Source organism: Pseudomonas sp. UBA3149, assembly GCF_002364655.1.
Classification (GTDB): domain Bacteria; phylum Pseudomonadota; class Gammaproteobacteria; order Pseudomonadales; family Pseudomonadaceae; genus Chryseomonas; species Chryseomonas luteola.
In genome coordinates this window covers 83,137-100,466 of the sequence record NZ_DEYV01000012.1, presented here as the reverse complement: position 1 = coordinate 100,466, position 17,330 = coordinate 83,137, and the positions used below count along the sequence as shown (strand labels likewise).

General features: G+C 59.4%; 21 protein-coding genes. 8 read left to right on the top strand and 13 right to left on the bottom strand.

Translation table 11 applies throughout. The features are described from left to right. Positions 1–5: 5 nt before the first annotated feature. The 11 genes from ssuD to B3729_RS09860 all read right to left on the bottom strand — a co-directional run bounded on the left by ssuD (position 6) and on the right by B3729_RS09860 (position 9,304). The gene (gene ssuD / locus B3729_RS09910) at positions 6–1,169 is read right to left on the bottom strand and encodes an FMNH2-dependent alkanesulfonate monooxygenase (protein ID WP_010795842.1); all 1,164 of its coding nucleotides are present in this window, start codon (positions 1,167–1,169) and stop codon (positions 6–8) included. Between the two features lie 68 nt (positions 1,170–1,237). After that, positions 1,238–1,378: a hypothetical protein gene (locus B3729_RS09905; protein WP_286787770.1), complete on the bottom strand. Its 141-nt coding sequence runs from the start codon at positions 1,376–1,378 to the stop codon at positions 1,238–1,240. Beyond that, positions 1,375–2,364: an aliphatic sulfonate ABC transporter substrate-binding protein gene (locus B3729_RS09900; RefSeq protein ID WP_286787769.1), complete on the bottom strand. Its 990-nt coding sequence runs from the start codon at positions 2,362–2,364 to the stop codon at positions 1,375–1,377. The genes B3729_RS09905 and B3729_RS09900 overlap by 4 nt, the downstream gene beginning before the upstream one ends. Next, positions 2,361–3,335: a sulfonate ABC transporter substrate-binding protein gene (locus B3729_RS09895; RefSeq protein WP_286787768.1), complete on the bottom strand. Its 975-nt coding sequence runs from the start codon at positions 3,333–3,335 to the stop codon at positions 2,361–2,363. The genes B3729_RS09900 and B3729_RS09895 overlap by 4 nt, the downstream gene beginning before the upstream one ends. A 95-nt stretch (positions 3,336–3,430) precedes the next feature. Beyond that, complete coding sequence (gene ssuE, locus B3729_RS09890) at positions 3,431–4,015, bottom strand: NADPH-dependent FMN reductase (protein ID WP_074821979.1); 585 nt, start codon at positions 4,013–4,015, stop codon at positions 3,431–3,433. 228 nt (positions 4,016–4,243) lie between these two features. After that, positions 4,244–5,260 carry a TRAP transporter substrate-binding protein gene (locus B3729_RS09885; protein ID WP_286787767.1) on the bottom strand — a complete coding sequence of 339 codons (1,017 nt, stop codon included), beginning with the start codon at positions 5,258–5,260 and terminating at the stop codon, positions 4,244–4,246. A gap of 63 nt (positions 5,261–5,323) precedes the next feature. Next, on the bottom strand, positions 5,324–6,601 hold the full coding sequence (locus B3729_RS09880) for a TRAP transporter large permease (RefSeq protein WP_286787766.1): 1,278 nt from the start codon (positions 6,599–6,601) through the stop codon (positions 5,324–5,326). Positions 6,602–6,666: 65 nt separating this feature from the next. Beyond that, positions 6,667–7,803, bottom strand: coding sequence for a gluconokinase, GntK/IdnK-type (locus tag B3729_RS09875; RefSeq protein WP_286787765.1), 1,137 nt, complete (start codon positions 7,801–7,803; stop codon positions 6,667–6,669). Between the two features lie 174 nt (positions 7,804–7,977). Next, positions 7,978–8,406 carry a VOC family protein gene (locus B3729_RS09870; protein WP_019367358.1) on the bottom strand — a complete coding sequence of 143 codons (429 nt, stop codon included), beginning with the start codon at positions 8,404–8,406 and terminating at the stop codon, positions 7,978–7,980. Continuing rightward, positions 8,406–8,789, bottom strand: a complete 384-nt coding sequence (locus B3729_RS09865; protein ID WP_239383347.1) for a DUF3140 domain-containing protein — start codon at positions 8,787–8,789, stop codon at positions 8,406–8,408. The genes B3729_RS09870 and B3729_RS09865 overlap by 1 nt, the downstream gene beginning before the upstream one ends. After that, positions 8,786–9,304 (bottom strand): Rho termination factor N-terminal domain-containing protein, encoded by a 519-nt coding sequence (locus tag B3729_RS09860; RefSeq protein WP_122041579.1) that lies wholly within the window; start codon positions 9,302–9,304, stop codon positions 8,786–8,788. The genes B3729_RS09865 and B3729_RS09860 overlap by 4 nt, the downstream gene beginning before the upstream one ends. 118 nt (positions 9,305–9,422) lie before the next feature. Here B3729_RS09860 and B3729_RS09855 point away from each other — a divergent pair, with 118 nt between their 5' ends. The 3 genes from B3729_RS09855 (at position 9,423) to B3729_RS09845 (ending at position 11,999) form a co-directional block, all read left to right on the top strand. Continuing rightward, positions 9,423–9,953 carry a GNAT family N-acetyltransferase gene (locus B3729_RS09855; protein WP_286787908.1) on the top strand — a complete coding sequence of 177 codons (531 nt, stop codon included), beginning with the start codon at positions 9,423–9,425 and terminating at the stop codon, positions 9,951–9,953. 476 nt (positions 9,954–10,429) lie between these two features. Then, positions 10,430–11,329: an alpha/beta hydrolase gene (locus B3729_RS09850; RefSeq protein ID WP_286787764.1), complete on the top strand. Its 900-nt coding sequence runs from the start codon at positions 10,430–10,432 to the stop codon at positions 11,327–11,329. A gap of 154 nt (positions 11,330–11,483) precedes the next feature. Continuing rightward, on the top strand, positions 11,484–11,999 hold the full coding sequence (locus B3729_RS09845) for a hypothetical protein (RefSeq protein ID WP_010795858.1): 516 nt from the start codon (positions 11,484–11,486) through the stop codon (positions 11,997–11,999). Positions 12,000–12,084: 85 nt separating this feature from the next. On the opposite strand, the gene B3729_RS09840 is transcribed toward B3729_RS09845, so the two are convergent. Next, entirely contained in the window at positions 12,085–13,392 is a 1,308-nt protein-coding gene (locus B3729_RS09840) for an MFS transporter (RefSeq protein WP_286787763.1), read from the bottom strand. A 222-nt stretch (positions 13,393–13,614) separates the two neighbouring features. On the opposite strand from B3729_RS09840, the gene B3729_RS09835 reads away from it, so the two are divergent. The 5 genes from B3729_RS09835 to B3729_RS09815 all read left to right on the top strand — a co-directional run bounded on the left by B3729_RS09835 (position 13,615) and on the right by B3729_RS09815 (position 16,722). Next, positions 13,615–14,307, top strand: a complete 693-nt coding sequence (locus tag B3729_RS09835) for a TetR family transcriptional regulator (protein WP_019367364.1) — start codon at positions 13,615–13,617, stop codon at positions 14,305–14,307. Between the two features lie 95 nt (positions 14,308–14,402). After that, positions 14,403–14,903, top strand: coding sequence for an urease accessory protein UreE (gene ureE / locus B3729_RS09830; protein ID WP_019367365.1), 501 nt, complete (start codon positions 14,403–14,405; stop codon positions 14,901–14,903). Further along, a complete protein-coding gene (locus tag B3729_RS09825; protein WP_286787762.1) occupies positions 14,900–15,571 on the top strand; it encodes an urease accessory protein UreF in 672 nt (223 codons plus the stop codon). The genes ureE and B3729_RS09825 overlap by 4 nt, the downstream gene beginning before the upstream one ends. Before the next feature lie 13 nt (positions 15,572–15,584). Beyond that, on the top strand, positions 15,585–16,199 hold the full coding sequence (ureG, locus tag B3729_RS09820) for an urease accessory protein UreG (protein WP_010795863.1): 615 nt from the start codon (positions 15,585–15,587) through the stop codon (positions 16,197–16,199). Between the two features lie 49 nt (positions 16,200–16,248). Then, positions 16,249–16,722, top strand: a complete 474-nt coding sequence (locus B3729_RS09815) for a hypothetical protein (protein WP_286787761.1) — start codon at positions 16,249–16,251, stop codon at positions 16,720–16,722. On the opposite strand, the gene B3729_RS09810 is transcribed toward B3729_RS09815, so the two are convergent. Continuing rightward, positions 16,694–17,317, bottom strand: coding sequence for a phosphatase PAP2 family protein (locus B3729_RS09810; RefSeq protein WP_074821944.1), 624 nt, complete (start codon positions 17,315–17,317; stop codon positions 16,694–16,696). The two genes, B3729_RS09815 and B3729_RS09810, sit on opposite strands and share 29 nt — an antisense overlap. Between the last annotated feature and the right edge of the window lie 13 nt (positions 17,318–17,330).

The window sequence follows — 17,330 nt, the reverse complement described above, 5'->3', positions numbered from 1 at the left end:
CCTCCTCAGCTCTGCGCGGCATACTTCGTGGTTGAGGATGGCACGATGTCGTTGGCCACGATCTCGCCGAAGGGGCTGATGTTATTGGCACCCGCCGGCTGCTCGGGCCGGCTGAGCGGCAGGTGCGGGAACAGGAGTTCGGCCACGCGATAGGACTCCTCCAGGTGCGGATAGCCGGACAGGATGAAGGTATCGATCCCCAGTTCGGCATACTCCTTCATCCGCTGGGCCACCGTAGGGCCGTCACCGACCAGGGCAGTCCCTGCCCCACCACGCACAAGCCCTACACCGGCCCAGAGGTTGGGCGCGATTTCCAGCTTGTCGCGTCGTCCGCCGTGCAGCGCAGCCATGCGCTGCTGACCAACCGAATCGAACCGCGCAAACGAAGCCTGGGCTTTGGCGATGGTGGCATCATCCAGATTGGCGATGAGCCGGTCGGCCGCCTTCCAGGCCTCTTCGTTCGTCTCGCGGACAATGACGTGCAGGCGAATCCCAAAGCGAACGGTACGGCCATGGCGAGCCGCCTTTTCACGTACGGACTCGATCTTCTCACGCACCGCCTCAAGCGGTTCACCCCAGGTCAGGTACAGCTCGACCTGCTCGGCAGCCAGCTCCTGGGCAGGCTCGGACGAGCCTCCAAAGTACAGTGGCGGACGCGGCTGTTGCAGCGGCGGATAAAGCAGCTTGGCGCCCTTGACCTTGATGTGCTTGCCGTTAAAGTCGACCGTCTCGCCTTCCAGCACACGACGCCAGATATGGGTGAACTCCTCCGAGGCCTCGTAGCGCTCCTCATGGCTCAGGAATAACCCGTCTCCGGCTAGCTCTTCCGGGTCGCCACCGGTCACGAGGTTGAACAATGCCCGCCCGCCGGACAGGCGATCGAGCGTAGCGGCCTGACGAGCAGCAACGGTGGGTGAAATGATGCCGGGGCGCAGCGCTACCAGAAACTTGAGTCGCTGGGTCACTGGGATCAGCGAGGCCGCTACCAGCCAGGAGTCCTCGCAGCTGCGGCCGGTAGGAATCAGTACGCCGCCAAACCCGAGGCGGTCCGCCGCCTGGGCGATCTGTTGCAGGTAGCCGTGGTCAACGGCGCGGGCGCCCTCTGCTGTGCCGAGGTAATGGCCGTCGCCGTGCGTTGGTAGAAACCAGAAAACGTTGAGATTGCTCATGTACAGTGCTCCGTCAGATGGAAATCTGGGTTAATTCGAATGTGGGCTTCAGGGTGCTTTCAGCGGCATCAGCCGTGGGCACCAGGGGCAAGGGCTGCACATGAGCGTCGACAAAGGCACACCATGACGCGTGCCATCGCCTGATCCATCCCATTCAGGTAGCGCTCGACCAGACGGCTGGCGATCGTAGGCAGGGGCTTGGTACTCATGGCGTCACCTCGGTGTTGGTTTGGCGTTGCGCAGTAACCGGTACGGCGGGCGTCGCAACGTCGGCCACGCGTATCGGCTTGGGAATCAGGCGGTTCTGGTAGAACAGGTCAGCGGTTTGCTGCTGATTCTCAATGTCCTTAGCGGTAATCGGACTGATGGGCGAATCCGGGCGGTGGCTGAAATAGGAGTCCACCACGGCATGCGGCAGTCCCAGCTGGCGCGTCATGATTTCGATACTGCCTTCGGGATTGGCCCGCGTGAGCGCCTCGGCCTGGTTCAGCGCATTGAAGATCTGCGTGATAAGGTCTGGATTGCGCTCGGCAAACGGACGGGCAGCCAAGTAGAAGGAACCCGAGTTGGAAAGCCCGTTACGGCCATCGGTCAGCACACGCACCTGACCGGTTAACAGCGCCGCCGAATAGAAGGGATCCCAGATGGCCCAGGCGTCCACGTTGCCCTGATCGAAGGCTGCACGGGCATCGGCAGGCGGCAGGTAAACCGGCTGGATATCGGTGTAGTTGAGGCCTGCCTGATTAAGCGCTCGAAGCAGCAGCGCATGGGAGCTGGAGCCTTTCTGGAAGGCTACCTTTTTCCCCTTGAGATCCGCCAGGGTGTGGATCGGGCTGTCCTTGCTCACCAGAATGACCTCGGCCAACGGCTTGGCGGGCTCGGTGCCAACATAGAGCAGATCGGCTCCGGCAGCCTGGGCAAAGATCGGCGGGATATCACCTGTCGCACCCAAATCGATGCTGCCTGCGTTCAGGGCTTCGAGCAGCTGCGGCCCGGCCGGAAACTCCACATAACGAACCTGCGTGTTCGGGAAGCGCTTCTCCAGGAAGCGCTTCTCCCGCGCCACCACCAGATTCACGGCACTCTTCTGATAACCGATGCGCAACTCGGCGGGATCGGCCGAGGCGCCCTGGAACGCGAACGCTGCCAGCGTGCCGAGCAGGATCAGGCTGCGGGTCAGGAAAGCAGGCTTCATGGTTTTACCTCCGCGCGCTGGGCAAGGTTGGCAGGCGGCGTCCAGATTACGTCACGAACCGCCAGCGTTTTGGGAATCAGACGAATCTGCGTAAAGGCATCGGCAATCTTCTGCTGCGCAGTTACCACCACGGGAGTGATGAACTGGGCCCCGTAGCCCTGCCGCGCCACGACCGTACCGGCAATGTCTTCCGGCAAGCCGAGCAGCGGCGCGACCTGCTTGGCGACCTCCTCAGGATTGGCCTTTGCCCACTCCCCTACTGAACGAACCTCTTCGACCAGCGTGGCAATGACTTGCGGGTGCTGTTGGGCGTAAGGGCGTGTTGAGAGATAGAACTGGTGGTTGTCGACCAGCCCGGTACCGTCGGTAAGCGTGCGCGCCTGAAGCTGCTTTTCCGCAGCCGCCTGATACGGGTCCCAAATAACCCAGGCATCGGCGCTGCCGCGCTCAAAAGCGGCGCGGGCATCTGCCGGAGGCAGGTAGATTGGTTGAATGTCGCTGTATTTCAGGCCTGCCTTTTCCAGCGCGCGAACCAGCAGGTAATGAACATTGGAGCCCTTGTTCAGGACGATCCTCTTGCCCTTGAGATCGGCCAGCGTCTGGATGGAAGAATCCTTGGGCACCAAGATCGCTTCGCTGGTCGGCGCGGGCGGCTCATGGGCGACATATACGAGGTCAGCACCTGCTGCCTGAGCAAAAACGGGTGGGGTCTCACCAGTAACGCCAAAGTCGATACTGCCAACATTCAGCCCTTCCAGTAATTGGGGGCCGCCGGGAAATTCAGTCCATTGCACGGTAACGCCCTGCTCAGCCAGGCGCTTTTCCAGCGTGCCACGGGCCTTGAGCAGCACCAGCGTGCCGTATTTCTGATAGCCGACCCGTAAGGTTTCGGCGGCTTGAACGGTGGCATCGAGCGACAGGGCCAGCAGCAGCGCGGCAACCCATCTTCGATGCAAGGGTTTGACGCGCATCGCGTGCTCCTTGGCTTCGAGTGGTGTCCTGCCTGCTGCCCCGTTGTCGGGTCAGTAAGGTGGGTAATCTGTTCTCCCGTGTGGGAGTGGTTACATCAGATGCTCCAGCGTGCCTGTGTCAGCTGCGCTGTCAAAACATGTGGCTCGACCGGCTTCGGTCGACGAGCCAGTGCGGCCAGAAAAAGCTCCAGTGACTCGTCCAAGCGCTCCGCCAGTGCAGGCGAGAGCGGTGTCTCGCGTTCATAGCTGACCTGGCTGTCATCGGCGAACACGCCGGGCAGGATCTCCTGCGCCTTGAGCGCAGCCAGCACTGGCTTGAGTGCGTAGTCCACCGCCAACATATGTGCAATCGAACCGCCGGTTGCCAACGGCAGCACTACCTTGTGGCTGAGTGCCCGCTCCGGCAACAGATCAAGTACCGTCTTGAGCACCCCGGAAAACGAGGCCTTGTAGATCGGTGTGGACACCACAAGACCATCCGCATTGTGCACGTGCTCGACAAAGGCCTTGACCTGAGGGCTCTCGAACCGCGCCTGGATCAAATCTTCGGGCGGGAAATCCTGGATGCGCCAGGAGGCTACCTCGACCCCATGTGCGTTCAGCCATTGCCGGGCCTCGCCGAGCAGTACGCTCGATCGGGATCTGGCCCCCGGGCTGCCCGCCAGCGAAACCACTAGCATGCCGTTCCCCTTCAACTATCCTGTCAGGGTCGGTATGCCCTTCAGGTATGTAGCGAACCATAGCAAGCCTTAGCTTATACCTAAAAATCATTTTTATTCATTTGCTTATAACTTTTTGTATAAACGAAAAACCCCAGCGCGCAGGCTGGGGTTTTCTGGTGTTGCAAGGCTTGCAAGCAGAATGCGGAAGATCGGTACTGCACCCTCGATTTACAGGGTGAAGCGCCCTTACTGCGGCGCTTTCTGGATTTCAGCCTGCACCTGATCGAACAGCGGTTTGCCCACGGTATCGATAACCGACTGGATGGCCGGCTGCGCCTTTTCACGCATGCGCTGGGTTTCTTCTGCGCTTACCTGGTTGATTTGCATTCCGTGGGCCTTCAGCTCTTCCAGGGCTTTTTCGCCTTCGGCGCGTGTGTCCAGCCGCTCGGCATCACGTGCCTTTCTGGCTGCCGCCATCAGGATGTCCTGTTCGGTCTTGGACAGCCCATCCCACCAGCGCTTGGAGGCCATCATGATCCAGGGGCTATAGACGTGGTTGGTCACGGTCAGGTACTTCTGCACCTCATAAAACTTGGATGACAGAATCGTGTTGAACGGGTTTTCCTGCCCATCCACGGCCTTGGTTTCCAGGCCGGTAAAGAGTTCGGAGAACGGCAGCGGCACGGCATTGGCACCCAGCTGCTTGAAGGTATCCATGAAGACCGGGCTCTGCATCACCCGCACCTTGATGCCAGAGAAGTCTTCCAGCTTGTTTATCGGGCGAACGTTGTTAGTCATGTTGCGAAAGCCGTTCTCCCAGTAGACGAGGCCGACGAGGCCCTTATCCTGAAGCTTGTCCATGATCTGCTGGCCGACCGGCCCGTCGAGCACATAATCTGCCTGCTTTGCATTGGAAAACAAAAAGGGCGTATCCCAGATCGCCATTTCCTTGGTGATGCCGACCAGGGTCGCGGTAGAGCCCACCATCATTTCCTGCGCGCCGCCAATCAACGCATTCTGCATCTGGGCATCCGGGCCCAGGCTACCGGCGCCAAAGGTGCGCACCTTGAGCTTGCCGCCTGACGCCTTGGCCACCTCCTCCGCAAACACCTTGGCGCCGCGTCCCTGGTTGCTGTCTTCGTTGAGGCCATAGCCGAAGCGGATCATGCGGGGACGAATATCATCGGCGGCCTGGGTTGTCAGGGCGGCCAGCGGACCACAGAGCACAGCCGTGGCCAGGGTTGCGAAGAGAAAGCGTTTCATGGGCGTTCCTTTTATTGTTGTTGATAAAGCCTGATGCCTGGGCGCTACAAGGGCCCAGGCCGTTCAATGCAACCACTTCAGCGGTACGGTAATGATCTCGGGAAAGATCACCAGCAGGACAACAATGGCGATATAGGTAAAGAAGAAGGGCAACACGCCCTGTACCAGCTTTTCCATACGGATGCGTCCGATCCCTCCGACCACGTTCAATACCGTGCCCACCGGCGGCGTAATCAGGCCGATTGAGCCGATCAGCACAAACATCACGCCAAAATAAACCGGGTTGACGCCCGCCTTGGCTGCAATGGGTGCCAGGACAGGTCCCAGGATCAGGATGGTGGGCGTAAGGTCCAGCACCATGCCGATGGCCACCATCAAGAGCATGATGGCGGCTACCAGCAGCTTGGGATTGTCGGCAACCGGTCCCAGCATGGCAGCAATTTCATCGGGGAGCTGGGCCAGTGTGACCATGTAGGCCGAAACGGTCGCGGCCGCACACAGGAACATCACCGAGGCCGTGGTGCGGCTGGCCCGGGTCAGCACTTCAACCAGTGCGTTCCAGCTCAGTTCCCGGTACAGCAGCGTGGACACCAGTAGCGCATACACCGCCGCGACCACGGCTGCCTCGGTGGGTGTAAAGATACCGCCCCGCAGGCCACCTACAATGATCACCGGCAGCATCAGGGCGGCAATGCCATCCACGATGGCGTGACGGCGTTCCGCCCAGGAAGCCTTGGGCTGCGGCGGCTCGTGAATGCTTCGGGCGATCAATGTCCAGGCGATGATCAGTCCGGCCCCCATGATGAGCCCAGGAACCAGACCCGCCAGGAATAACTGGCTGATCGAGGTATTGGTTACAACGCCGTAAATCACAAAGGGCATCGACGGCGGAATGATCGGCGCAATAATGCCGCCCGCCGACACCAGTCCGCAGGAAGAGCTGAGCGGATAGCCGCGCTGACGCATCATGGGTAATAGCAGGGTTGCCAACGCCGCGGTATCGGCCAGGGCCGAACCCGACATGCTGGCCAGCAGCACCGAGGCGGCAATGGCAACGTAACCCAACCCGCCCTTCTTGTGGCCGACAAAGGCTTGGGCCATGGTGATGATGCGTCGGGAAATGCCGCCTGCGTTCATCAGCTCGCCAGCCAGAATGAAGAACGGTACAGCCAGGAGCGGAAAGCTGTCGGCACCGGCCTGTAGATTCTGGGCCAGCAGTTGCACATCCCAGAAGTCCAGGTACCACATCAGCACCGCGCCGGTCAGCAGAAGCGCAAACGCAATCGGCATCCCGAACGCCATGAAGCCCAACAGGGAGGAAAGAAAGACAGCAACGGTCATGATCAGCCCTTAAGGGAGGCAGTGCCTCGTAGTCTTGTTATTGGAATCGACTGATTACACCGGGCTCAGTCTGCCGTGACATTTGCCAGGGCCGGCGGTACCTCCCGCTCGGTACGCCAGGCATTGAGCAGTTGCACCAGTGCCAGCACCGCGAGTGCGATCATGCTGACCAGCACCGGCAGCATGGCGATAGCCAACGGGTAGCCCACCACGGGGCTCGCGTTCTGCCAGCCAAACTGCATCTGATACCACGCGCCCCATGCAGACAGGCCGCTGCCTGTGGCAATCAGCAAGGCGCTGACCGAATCGACAAGCCGCCGGGCAATGCGCGGAAACTTGTCACGGATCAGGGTAAAACTCATCAGCTCGCCGCGACGCATACTGGACGCAACGCCAACAAAGATCAGCCAGACGAAGGCCAGCCGGGACAGCTCCTCGGCCCCGGCCCATCCGGAGCCGAACGCATAACGCAGCACCACATTGACAAAGACAGCGCTCACCATGAAGGCCATCAGAATGGCCATCAAGCTGTCGGTGAGCTTATCGAAGCGCTGGGCCGTGCGGTTGTTATAGATCGGCTCGCTGGTCAGGGGCGGCTCGTTCCGCGGAGAAGGTGCATCGGGCATCTTTGAGGCCAGGCTGATCAAGGCAGCCATTTCGCTACTTGGAATTGGCGCATGCATCCAGGCGCTTACCTCCTGAACAACCGCATCGCTGGCCTTGGAGGCATCGACATACAACACCCCTGGCTCTCCTCTGGGAGATTCGAGGGTGTCGAACTGGCTCTTGACGAGTGACATAGGCATGTAATGGCCAGAACGCTCTCCGACGCGCTGGAGCGCCGTTTCGTAATCGACCGACAGATACGCGAAACGCAGGCCGGGTACGGCATCACGCAGACGGTCCCGGTAGCTGCGACGCAGTGCCGAGCAGGACAGGACGAATCCCGTGCCATCCTGAACGGCCTTTTGCATCTCAAGCCGCAGGCGATCGAGCCACTCGATACGGTCGGCATCGGTCAATGGCGTACCGGCCTGCATGCGGGCCACGTTTTCAGCGGAATGGAAATGGTCGGCTTCGATATGACGAAAACCAAGACAGCGGGCAACGCCCAGGCTCGTCTCGGTCTTCCCTGAACCGCTAACGCCCATGATGACAAGGGCCTGAGCGGGTGTGGCGGAGGTACTGACGGGTGAAGTCATGGCGCTCTCCAGAGCGCTTCTCGATGCGCTCATTCTTATTTTTGCGTGATGTTAGCGCTAACATCACGATTGAGCAATGAGACTGAAAGGCCACCAGTCGAACGCGCCCCGTATAGACGTAACAAGATATTTCATGAACCGGGCGGCATACCCTGCACTAGAGCAGCGGGCAGATCAGTAGTTTTCCCACAGCCCCGGCGTTGCCAGCTCAACCAAATGACCGTCAGGATCACGAAAGTACAGACTCACTCCGCCCTTCGGCCATCGCACTTCACCTTCGATCACAATCCCGTGAGTCGCCAGATGATCACGCCACGGCTGTAGATATTCAGGAGCAATGGAAAAGGCGTAATGAAGTCTGCCTGAACCGTCATGGGGTGGAATGGTGCCGCCGGGAAGCTGAGCAGGCGTATCGGTCGTGCCCTGCTGGAAAAGCAGTAAAACACTACCCGGTGCGGCGTCATAGGCCGCGACACGCTCATCATGAAACATGACGCTCAGGCCCAGCAGTTCCTCATAGAAACGGCGAGCCTTTTCTAGGTCAGCCACATAAAGACCGGTTTCCAGTACTGGACCAAGGGGCGGAGCGGTTGGGGATGTCATCAGCCGGCCTTTTGCTTCAAGGGATCATGCCCCCAGTTCATCAGGGACTTGCGCCAGCGCGTATCACCTACCTCACCATCCGGGCGCTGCTTGATGTGCCGATGTACATAGCCGATGACCTTACGCATGGCCAGGTAGTCATCTTCGCTCAGCTCAGCCTGCCGCTTGCGTTTAATCTCGAGGATACGCTCGCCCATCTCATGGCCAACCGCCTCGCCGTCAGCCTTTGCCTTGACCTTTTGGCCTTTGGCCGTCATGCCGACAGACTGGCTCTCCTCGCCCTGCAACCACTTGCGCAGCCGGGCAGGCGGCATGTTGACCACCTGTTTGAATTCACTGCGCAGTTCTTTCTTGTCCGCTTCGGTAAGGGCTTTGGCCGTCATTGTTCACCTGCCTGCTTAAGTGCATGAATCAGCTCGTCCTTTTTCATTCGCGAGCGCCCACGGACCTGATGGTGTGCTGCACGCGCCATCAGCTCGGTCTTGGTCATATCGGAGAGAGCGGTCTTACGGGCAGACGCCGTCTTGCGGGCAACATCCTCCGGTTGTTTGGAGTGCTGCTTGCCTCGACGGGTGTCGCGCCGCTTATTGGCAGTGCTGCGGGCATATTCGCTGTCGCTGATCTGCTCTCGTGCCTTTTTAGGCAAATAGCGCTCACCCGTCTCGGTGGACTTCTCGCCGGACTTTGTCCCCCAGTCCTGCTCGGTCCATTGCTGGAGATGGTTATCGGGGCCCTTGCCGCCCTCATAACCCCCACCCCGCTTCTGGTATTCCTGGCTCGCCAATTGCGCTTTTCGCGCCGACCACTGGCCGGCACGACCACCCTTCGAGCCACGCGTCACATCCTCTTTAACACTGTTCCACAATTCCGGATCGGTCTTCCTGGCGGTAGCAGACATCTGTCTTTCTCCTCAGTAGAGTTTCGGACCCCTCGGAAATGGGGACCACCTATCGAGACGCTTGTTCTAGCCAGGCGACGGGGTGTATCAAGAAGGACGCTTCAAGAAGGACATGGTCATGCCGCTACCCTCGCTTCAAATCCGTGATGCCACCGAGTCGGATATTCCTGCTATCCAGGCCATTTATGCTCATCATGTTCTGCATGGAACGGCCACCTTCGAAGAAATTCCACCCGATGAAGCCGGCATGAAACGACGCCTGCGGACCCTTCAGGAAGCCTCCTTGCCGTTTCTGGTCGCCGAGCTGGATGGCATGGTACGAGGCTACTGCTATGCCAACTTCTATCACACGCGATCGGCCTATCGTTACACCCTGGAGGACACGGTTTATCTGGAGGAAGGCTGGCATGGCCGCGGCCTGGGTAAAGCCCTGTTGAGTGCACTGCTTGAGCGCTGCGAAGCGGGAGGTTGGCGGCAGATGGTGGCGCTTATCGGCGACAGCAGCAACGCAGGCTCCATCGGGCTCCATCGCAGCCTGGGCTTTCGTCAGATAGGTATTCTGGAAAAGGTCGGCCTCAAGTTCGGCCAGTGGCATGATGTGGTGATGATGCAGAAAAATCTGGGTAAAGGCAGCAGCGATACACCGTAAGTCGGCTGTACAGAACTTCGGTTACTTCGGCTCCTCACAACAGGTACACCCACTCAGAGGAGACCTAGCATGGCCGATAAATCGCCAGTAGCACCAGAGCGCCAGGAAGCGGAACTGTCCCCGGATGACTTTGAAGAAATGCCTGAGGACGAAGAAGAGTAACGCATACGCCCATAAAAAAGCCCACCGCATGCTCAGGTGGGCTTTTCATGAGCCTCGCATCAGAAGATCAACTTGATGATGCCGATAACCACGATCAGGCCGATGATGAAAATAACGCCGGCAGTGCCCCCAATAAACTTCAACATACCCATGCTCCTTGATTAAGTGCGTTCACTTATTAAGACGCCAGTTGTTCGCAGACGTTCGCTGAAATATCCATTAAAGGCTTCTGCCGAACGGCCAGGCAGGTTTTCCAGTCTCTCTTAGGTAACGCGCCTCCAACGGTCCATCCGCATTTCGCAAGAGCCCTGTTCATGTCTACCACATTGATTCGCCGCCGCTGGCGCCCCTTGGCCTTTCTTGCCTTGTTGCTGGGTGTGGGTCTGCCGTTTGGCTGTTCTGAACTCGCCCACAAAGAGCGTGAGTTGGTGTTCAACATCGAACCCGGCACTGCCAGTTGGTTCTCGGGCGTGCCCGCCGGCGTCCAGCAGTTCAACATCCCCGTCACGACAGGGATCAGCACGACGCAATATGTCCATGCCTGGTGGTGGCCTGCTGCAAAGAAAGATGCCCCTGCTGCCCTGTACCTGCATGGGACGCGTTGGAACCTGACCGCCCAGGTGCGTCGCATCACTACCCTGCGCAGCCTGGGCTATTCCGTTCTGGCCATCGACTACCGGGGCTTTGGTGAAAGCCCTGGCGATCTGCCCTCGGAAAACACGGTGTATGAGGATGCCCGGGTGGCCTGGAAGCGCCTCGTTGAGCTGCAGCCCGACCCTGAAAAACGCTACATCTACGGACACTCGCTGGGCGGGGCAATAGCCGTCAACCTGGCTCAGCAGATTTCAAAACAGAAAGACCCGGAGGGCGACCCCGCCGCCGCAGCCGGCCTGATCATCGAGTCGACCTTTACCAGCCTGGCGGATGCAGCAGCTGCCGTGGTCGACACCTCGTTGCCGATCCGCTGGATCATGTCGGAGAAATTCAATTCCATCGACAAGATCGACCAGGTTGATATGCCGGTACTGATCGTCCATGGAACAGGTGACCAGTACGTACCCTCCCGCTTCAGCGAGGAGTTATTCAGGAAAGCTCAGGATCCGAAGCGGTTATTGCTCATTGAGGGAGGCAACCACACCAACAGCATGCCCATCGGAAGCCAGGAATATGCCCGGGCAGTACGGGATCTCTTTGGGCTGAAAGGCGCGTACTAGAGATCAGCGCGCCCTGCACTATCAACGAGAACATATGCCACCTCGATTGGGCATCATTTCCGGTGATGTTTGGTATGCCTACGATCCATTTTTTAATCGATCAACTCGAACCGATACTGAATCTGTCGAAACGATCCCATCGAGGAAACAGATCATGAAACGCACTATCGCATTCGGTATCGGCCTCACCGCCCTGGCATTCAACACTCTGGTTGCTGCTCAATCCCTGCCCCAAGCCGCTCAGCTGTACGCAGAAGATGGCAGCCAGTACACCGTGGACAAGATGATCAACCGTCAAACCAAGAGCATTGAAGAACGTCTGCTGACCGAGAACGGCTCCGACCAGACCTTGGGCCGCCTGATCGAGCGCCAGCAAAACCGCCTGAATACTCCTGCCCAACTGGCCGAAGACGGTACTGAGCAGACCATCGACAAGATGATTCATCGTCAGCAACATCAGATCCAGTTAGCCGAAGATGGTACCGAGCAGACCATTGATAAGATGATCCATCGCCAGCAGCACCAGCTTCAGGTAGCCGAAGACGGTACCGAGCAGACCATTGACCGGATGATCCAGCGTCAACAGGAGCACATTCAGCCGCAGCTGGCTGCCGATGATTCACAGCAGACCATCGACCGCTCGCATCACCGCATGCACCGGATTGTCTGATGCCGGCCCCATAAAAAAGCCCGACCAGTTGATCGGGCTTTTTTATTTATAGCGACTGCTTTACGCGACTATTTCATGCGACCTGTCAGGCGACCGGCTTTTCATCCGGGAGGCCATCGGAGCGGCCAATGTTAGGCGGCGTATCCACCATCAGCTCCTCGGGCACTTCCTCCACGCGGGGGTCGAGCGTTGCGGCCATCGGGCTAACTGTATCCGGCATCGCCACGTGATGCAGTGGTGCTTCATCCACGAGATGCTCATTTGTTACGAAGCGAGGCTGAACCCAGATGATCAAAATGACGGCATAGATCGACACCAGAATGTAGAACATGCCGGGACCAAACTGATTCATCAGCGCACCGGCCAGCAGCGGACCAATACAAGCGCCTACGCCATAGGTGGTCAGCAGCATGGCGGAAAGCTCCACGCGGCGCGAGGGCTCCACATGGTCATTGGCATAGGCCACTGACAACGGATACAACGTGAACAGCAGCATGCCAGTCAAAAAGCCGGTGCCGAGCAGTCCGGCATAGGGCAAGGTGATGTATCCCCACATCGGAATTGCCGCCAGGCAGAGCAGCACGGCGTTGGCGCGGATCAACTTGCAGCGGTCGACCCGATCGGACAACCAGCCTAGCGGCCACTGTGCACAAAAACCTGCCACGATGCATATACCTACAAACATACTCGACTGCGCCGTATCGAGCCCATTGCGGTTGGCATATACCGGCGCCAGACCATAGAAGGCACCGACCATCAGGCCAGCGGCAAAGATCGTGACCAGTGACTGCGGTACGCGCTGCCAGAAGAACTTGATTTCAAGGGGCGCGGCGACCAGCTTGGCCGGGTGTACGCGACGCGTCATGGCGATGGGAATCAGGCAGGACGCAAAGCAGATTGCCACCAGCAGCAGCGGCTTGTAATCCAGTGCCGGGTGTACGGCCAGCAAGGCCTGTCCGACCACCAGTCCCAGATCCACCGCCACCATGTAGCCGGCAAACACCTTGCCCCGCTGGTGGTTTTCGGCCTGCTCGTTGAGCCAGCTTTCAATCACCATGTACTGGTTCATCATCAGAATACCCATGATGAAGCGCAGCACCAGCCAGACGCCCAGATGATCGGTCAGGGCGTGAATGAGTACCGTCACCGTCGCGCCGCCGGCGCAGGCGACGTATGAGCGGATATGCCCTACGTTGGCGATCAGCCGGTGGCCGAGTTTGCCACCGCAGACCAGCCCGAAATAATACGCCGCCATCAGGCAGCCGACCCACAGATCGCCCGCCCCCTGTTCCGTCAGGCGAAGGCCGATGTAAGTGGTGAAGAGGCCGGAACCGGCCAGCATCAGGAGCGTAGCAATATAGAGCGCGGGAAATGTGACAAGCGGGCTGAACATGAGTCGTCTGATTTGAGCTGAGCCAATCCTGGCGGGAAGAGAGCGATCGAAGGCACGGCTATCGGCCGTGGGTGCTTCATCTTTAAGCGCATCGATTATCACCTGGATAGTGCGCCATATGCAGACAGACTACCGGCGCCCGGATTTTGTCACACGACAAGTGTTTCAACCGGACGTGCGGGTATTTGATAGAGTACCCCCTTGCCTGATTGGAAAACCGCCATGTCCTCCCGCGCCGAGCAAAAACTGCAAACCCGCCATGCCCTGCTGGATGCTGCACGTATGCTCATGAGCAGTGGCCGCGGCTTCGGCAGTTTGAGTCTTAGAGAAGTGACCCGCAGCGCCGGTATCGTTCCGGCGGGGTTCTACCGGCACTTTCCCGATATGGATGCCTTTGGACTTGCGCTGGTTGCCGAAGTGGGCGAGACCTTTCGCGAAACCCTGCGCCGGGTACGTCATAACGAAATCGAGCTGCGTGGTGTGATTGATGCCTCGGTCGGCATCTTTATCGAAGCCGTCGCCGAACACCGTAGCCAGTTCATCTTTCTCGCCCGGGAGCAATACGGCGGTTCGTTGTCGATTCGTCAGGCCATCAGTGAACTGCGCCAGCACATTACTGATGACCTTGCATTAGACCTGTCCCAACTCAACCGGCTGCCCCACCTTTCGTGTCAGGACATCGATGTTCTGGCGGATCTGGTGGTCAAGACCGTATTCGCCACTCTGCCCGAGCTGATTGATGTGCCTGATGAGGGACTGGAGCCGCACAAGACGCCCCAGGCCAAGATCATTCATCAGCTACGCTTCATCATGATCGGTGCCAAGCACTGGCGCGGCCTTAACATGCTGTTCGCACCAAATCAGGGCGAACCCCTGCCCTCCGACCCGCTGTTGCACCGAAATCAGGCAAACTGAGCGCACGATCCCCTGTGCAACGCCGGTGAAACGAGCCGTTGCGTTCTGGCAGGCCGCTTGCTGTAGTCTTCATAAAGCACAGCGGATACTGCCTTATGTTGGTCATTCATACCCGTCTGCCCTCCCCCGATACCTGGCACGAAGAAATTCACCTTGGCTTCGAGGCGCGCAGCAAGAGCCGGCTGCGAACCGTGACGGCCAGTGGCGAAGATGTCGGGCTGTTTCTCGAGCGCGGCCAGCCGCCCCTGTTTGACGGTGAAGGGCTGCGTGCCCAGGACGGCCGTATCGTACGCGTCTGCGCCCGCCCCGAGGCTCTTTTGCACATCACCTGCGCCAATGCCCATGAGCTGACCCGCGCTGCCTACCACCTGGGCAACCGTCATGTTGCGCTGCAAGTAGGCGATGGCTGGCTACGCATTCTGGATGATCACGTACTCAAGGCCATGCTGGATCAACTGGGCGCTACGTGTGAATCGATCCAGGCGCCTTTCCAACCTGAGCATGGCGCTTATGGTGGTGGGCATCACCATTCGCACCACGGTGAGGCTGATTTCAATTACGGCCCTCGGCTGCACCATTTCGGGGTGCGGATATGAGCCCGGCCTGGGCGTTAATGCGTCTGGCCAGCCCGCAGTTACCCATCGGCGGTTATAGCTACTCCCAAGGGTTAGAGGCGGCCATCGAGACCGGCCTCGTAACCGACTCAAGCTCGGCTCGCGTCTGGCTCGAAGATCAGCTGGAGCTTAACCTTGCCCGCTTCGAAGCACCTCTGCTGCTGGCTCACTGTCAAGCCGCAGCCTCAGGCGACTGGCTTCGGCTAACTGAATTAGCAGGCCGCCACTCAGCCAGCCGAGAAACCCGAGAGCTGCGCCTGGAGAGCCGCCAGACCGGTTTTTCCCTGACGCAACTGCTCAAGGACTTGCCCGAACTGGACCCCGAGGCACGCGAGCACCTCCTGGCCAGCGAGCCAACGTTTGCCCTGGGTTGGGCGGTTGCCGCGCGTGCCTGGGCCATTGCCCCGGCAGAGGCCGTCTCAGCCTGGCTCTGGGGGTGGCTGGAAAATCAGCTGGCCGTTCTGATGAAAACCCTGCCCCTCGGCCAGCAGGCAGCACAGCGACTGACCTCTGAACTCCTGCCAGCCCTGGACGCAGCCCTCGCAACTGCCTGCGCGTTGCCGGAAACCCTCTGGGGCAGCGCACCGTTTGGCCTGGCGCTCGCCAGCATGGCCCACGAACAACAATACAGCCGTCTTTTCAGATCCTAGGAGAACAAGCGCGATGAACACTCAACCCCTGCGCGTCGGTATTGGCGGCCCGGTCGGTTCCGGCAAGACGGCCCTCACCCTCGCCCTCTGCCGTGCCCTGCGTGATCGTTACAACCTGGCGGTTGTCACCAACGATATCTATACCCGTGAAGATGCCGATTTTCTCGTGCGCAACGAGGCGTTGGCCCCTGAGCGCATCATCGGCGTGGAAACCGGTGGCTGCCCGCACACGGCCATCCGTGAGGATGCTTCCATCAACCTGGAAGCGGTAGACCAGCTCAACCGCCGCTTTCCTGGTCTTGATCTGATCCTGGTCGAATCCGGCGGCGATAACCTTTCCGCCACGTTCAGCCCGGAGCTGTCCGACCTGACTATCTACGTGATCGACGTGTCTGCGGGCGACAAGCTCCCCCGCAAGGGCGGCCCGGGCATCTGCAAGTCTGACCTGCTGGTTATCAACAAGGTGGATCTTGCCCCAATGGTCGGTGCCTCACTTGAGGTGATGGACCGTGACGCCCGCAAGATGCGGGGCGAGAAGCCGTTCGTGTTCAGCAACCAGAAAGTGGGCCAGGGCCTGGAGGACATCATCGCCTTTATCGAAAAGCAGGGCATGCTGACGGCTGCGTAGCGCCTCTATACTGCAAGGCAGATACGCAGTAGAGCCAAAAGGGGTTCCCATGAGTCACGCTGCTGTCTTGCACTGGATCGTCGATCAGCTGAACCAGCGACGCATCCCTTTTCTTTTATGCGGTGGTCTGGCGGCCCATGTTTATGGCGCCAGACGCCCGCTGAACGATATTGATCTCCTGGTTCCAGCAGACCATTTGCAAGAAATAGCCGCTGCCGGCGCTGCTGTCACGACCAAGCCCCTCGAACGCCGCTGCGAGGAAGGCTGGGATGTGGAGTACGTGCAGTTCAAGGTTGAAGGCGTGAAGATCGAGATAGGCGGCACGCCCGGTGCCCGGATTTTCGATAAGGGCCACTCAACCTGGAGAAACCTTGAGGCCAACCTGGCCAAAGCCCGCCCCGCAACGCTGCTGGGCGTAGCCCTTCAGGTAATGGACCGTGATGAGCTGGCCGCCTACAAAGCTATGCTCGGACGCGAGGTGGATACAGAAGATCTTATCGCCCTTTCGACGCCACACCCATGACCTTGGTGACGAGTACCGCTACGCTGGCGCCAAGCAAGCCACCGGCGACCACATCGGAAAAGAAATGGTAGTTACACAGCAAAAGCCCCACCGGCACTACCGCAGCTATTACTACCGCAAGTCCCCTCAGGCGGGGCCAGCACAGGGCAATCGCCACGGCGGCAGCGTAGGCAACTGTGGTATGTCCAGAAGGAAAGGACGCGTACCAGTCTCCGCCGTGAAACCAGTTGAAGCCATAAGCCTGATTATGGATCAGCGAGGGATTACCATGGGTCCAGGTCTCCGGCCAATAACGACCGAAGACAGGCTTGAGCGAATCCTTCACGCCCTTGGCGACCAGGACGCTGAAGGCCAGCACGAAGCAGCGGTGACGATGCACGGGCAACAATCGCTGACCGATGCCCAGGACAATGATCAGCAGTACCGCCAGCACCGTCAGCCAGTCCGCCACATGGGTCATCAGGTTGGGCCACGCCAGACGGCGCAGGTCGCCTGCATGGGCCCAATAGGCAATGGGCTGGTCGATCACGCCATATCCCAGCAGGATCAGCACAAGGCCACCTGCCCAAGCGATCAGCAGCGGTTTACGTGTCACGGTACAGACTCCT

What these genes read in the sequence shown, in the direction of transcription:
- B3729_RS09895 (WP_286787768.1), bottom strand. Translation starts at nt 3,335, where the DNA reads ATGCGCGTCAAACCCTTGCATCGAAGATGGGTTGCCGCGCTGCTGCTG.
- B3729_RS09850 (WP_286787764.1), top strand. Translation starts at nt 10,430, where the DNA reads ATGTCTACCACATTGATTCGCCGCCGCTGGCGCCCCTTGGCCTTTCTT.
- B3729_RS09840 (WP_286787763.1), bottom strand. Translation starts at nt 13,392, where the DNA reads ATGTTCAGCCCGCTTGTCACATTTCCCGCGCTCTATATTGCTACGCTC.
- ureG (WP_010795863.1), top strand. Translation starts at nt 15,585, where the DNA reads ATGAACACTCAACCCCTGCGCGTCGGTATTGGCGGCCCGGTCGGTTCC.
- B3729_RS09905 (WP_286787770.1), bottom strand. Translation starts at nt 1,378, where the DNA reads ATGAGTACCAAGCCCCTGCCTACGATCGCCAGCCGTCTGGTCGAGCGC.
- B3729_RS09875 (WP_286787765.1), bottom strand. Translation starts at nt 7,803, where the DNA reads ATGACTTCACCCGTCAGTACCTCCGCCACACCCGCTCAGGCCCTTGTC.
- B3729_RS09885 (WP_286787767.1), bottom strand. Translation starts at nt 5,260, where the DNA reads ATGAAACGCTTTCTCTTCGCAACCCTGGCCACGGCTGTGCTCTGTGGT.
- B3729_RS09855 (WP_286787908.1), top strand. Translation starts at nt 9,423, where the DNA reads ATGCCGCTACCCTCGCTTCAAATCCGTGATGCCACCGAGTCGGATATT.
- ssuE (WP_074821979.1), bottom strand. Translation starts at nt 4,015, where the DNA reads ATGCTAGTGGTTTCGCTGGCGGGCAGCCCGGGGGCCAGATCCCGATCG.
- B3729_RS09880 (WP_286787766.1), bottom strand. Translation starts at nt 6,601, where the DNA reads ATGACCGTTGCTGTCTTTCTTTCCTCCCTGTTGGGCTTCATGGCGTTC.
- B3729_RS09870 (WP_019367358.1), bottom strand. Translation starts at nt 8,406, where the DNA reads ATGACATCCCCAACCGCTCCGCCCCTTGGTCCAGTACTGGAAACCGGT.
- B3729_RS09900 (WP_286787769.1), bottom strand. Translation starts at nt 2,364, where the DNA reads ATGAAGCCTGCTTTCCTGACCCGCAGCCTGATCCTGCTCGGCACGCTG.
- B3729_RS09825 (WP_286787762.1), top strand. Translation starts at nt 14,900, where the DNA reads ATGAGCCCGGCCTGGGCGTTAATGCGTCTGGCCAGCCCGCAGTTACCC.
- B3729_RS09815 (WP_286787761.1), top strand. Translation starts at nt 16,249, where the DNA reads ATGAGTCACGCTGCTGTCTTGCACTGGATCGTCGATCAGCTGAACCAG.
- B3729_RS09860 (WP_122041579.1), bottom strand. Translation starts at nt 9,304, where the DNA reads ATGTCTGCTACCGCCAGGAAGACCGATCCGGAATTGTGGAACAGTGTT.
- ssuD (WP_010795842.1), bottom strand. Translation starts at nt 1,169, where the DNA reads ATGAGCAATCTCAACGTTTTCTGGTTTCTACCAACGCACGGCGACGGC.
- B3729_RS09865 (WP_239383347.1), bottom strand. Translation starts at nt 8,789, where the DNA reads ATGACGGCCAAAGCCCTTACCGAAGCGGACAAGAAAGAACTGCGCAGT.
- B3729_RS09845 (WP_010795858.1), top strand. Translation starts at nt 11,484, where the DNA reads ATGAAACGCACTATCGCATTCGGTATCGGCCTCACCGCCCTGGCATTC.
- B3729_RS09835 (WP_019367364.1), top strand. Translation starts at nt 13,615, where the DNA reads ATGTCCTCCCGCGCCGAGCAAAAACTGCAAACCCGCCATGCCCTGCTG.
- ureE (WP_019367365.1), top strand. Translation starts at nt 14,403, where the DNA reads ATGTTGGTCATTCATACCCGTCTGCCCTCCCCCGATACCTGGCACGAA.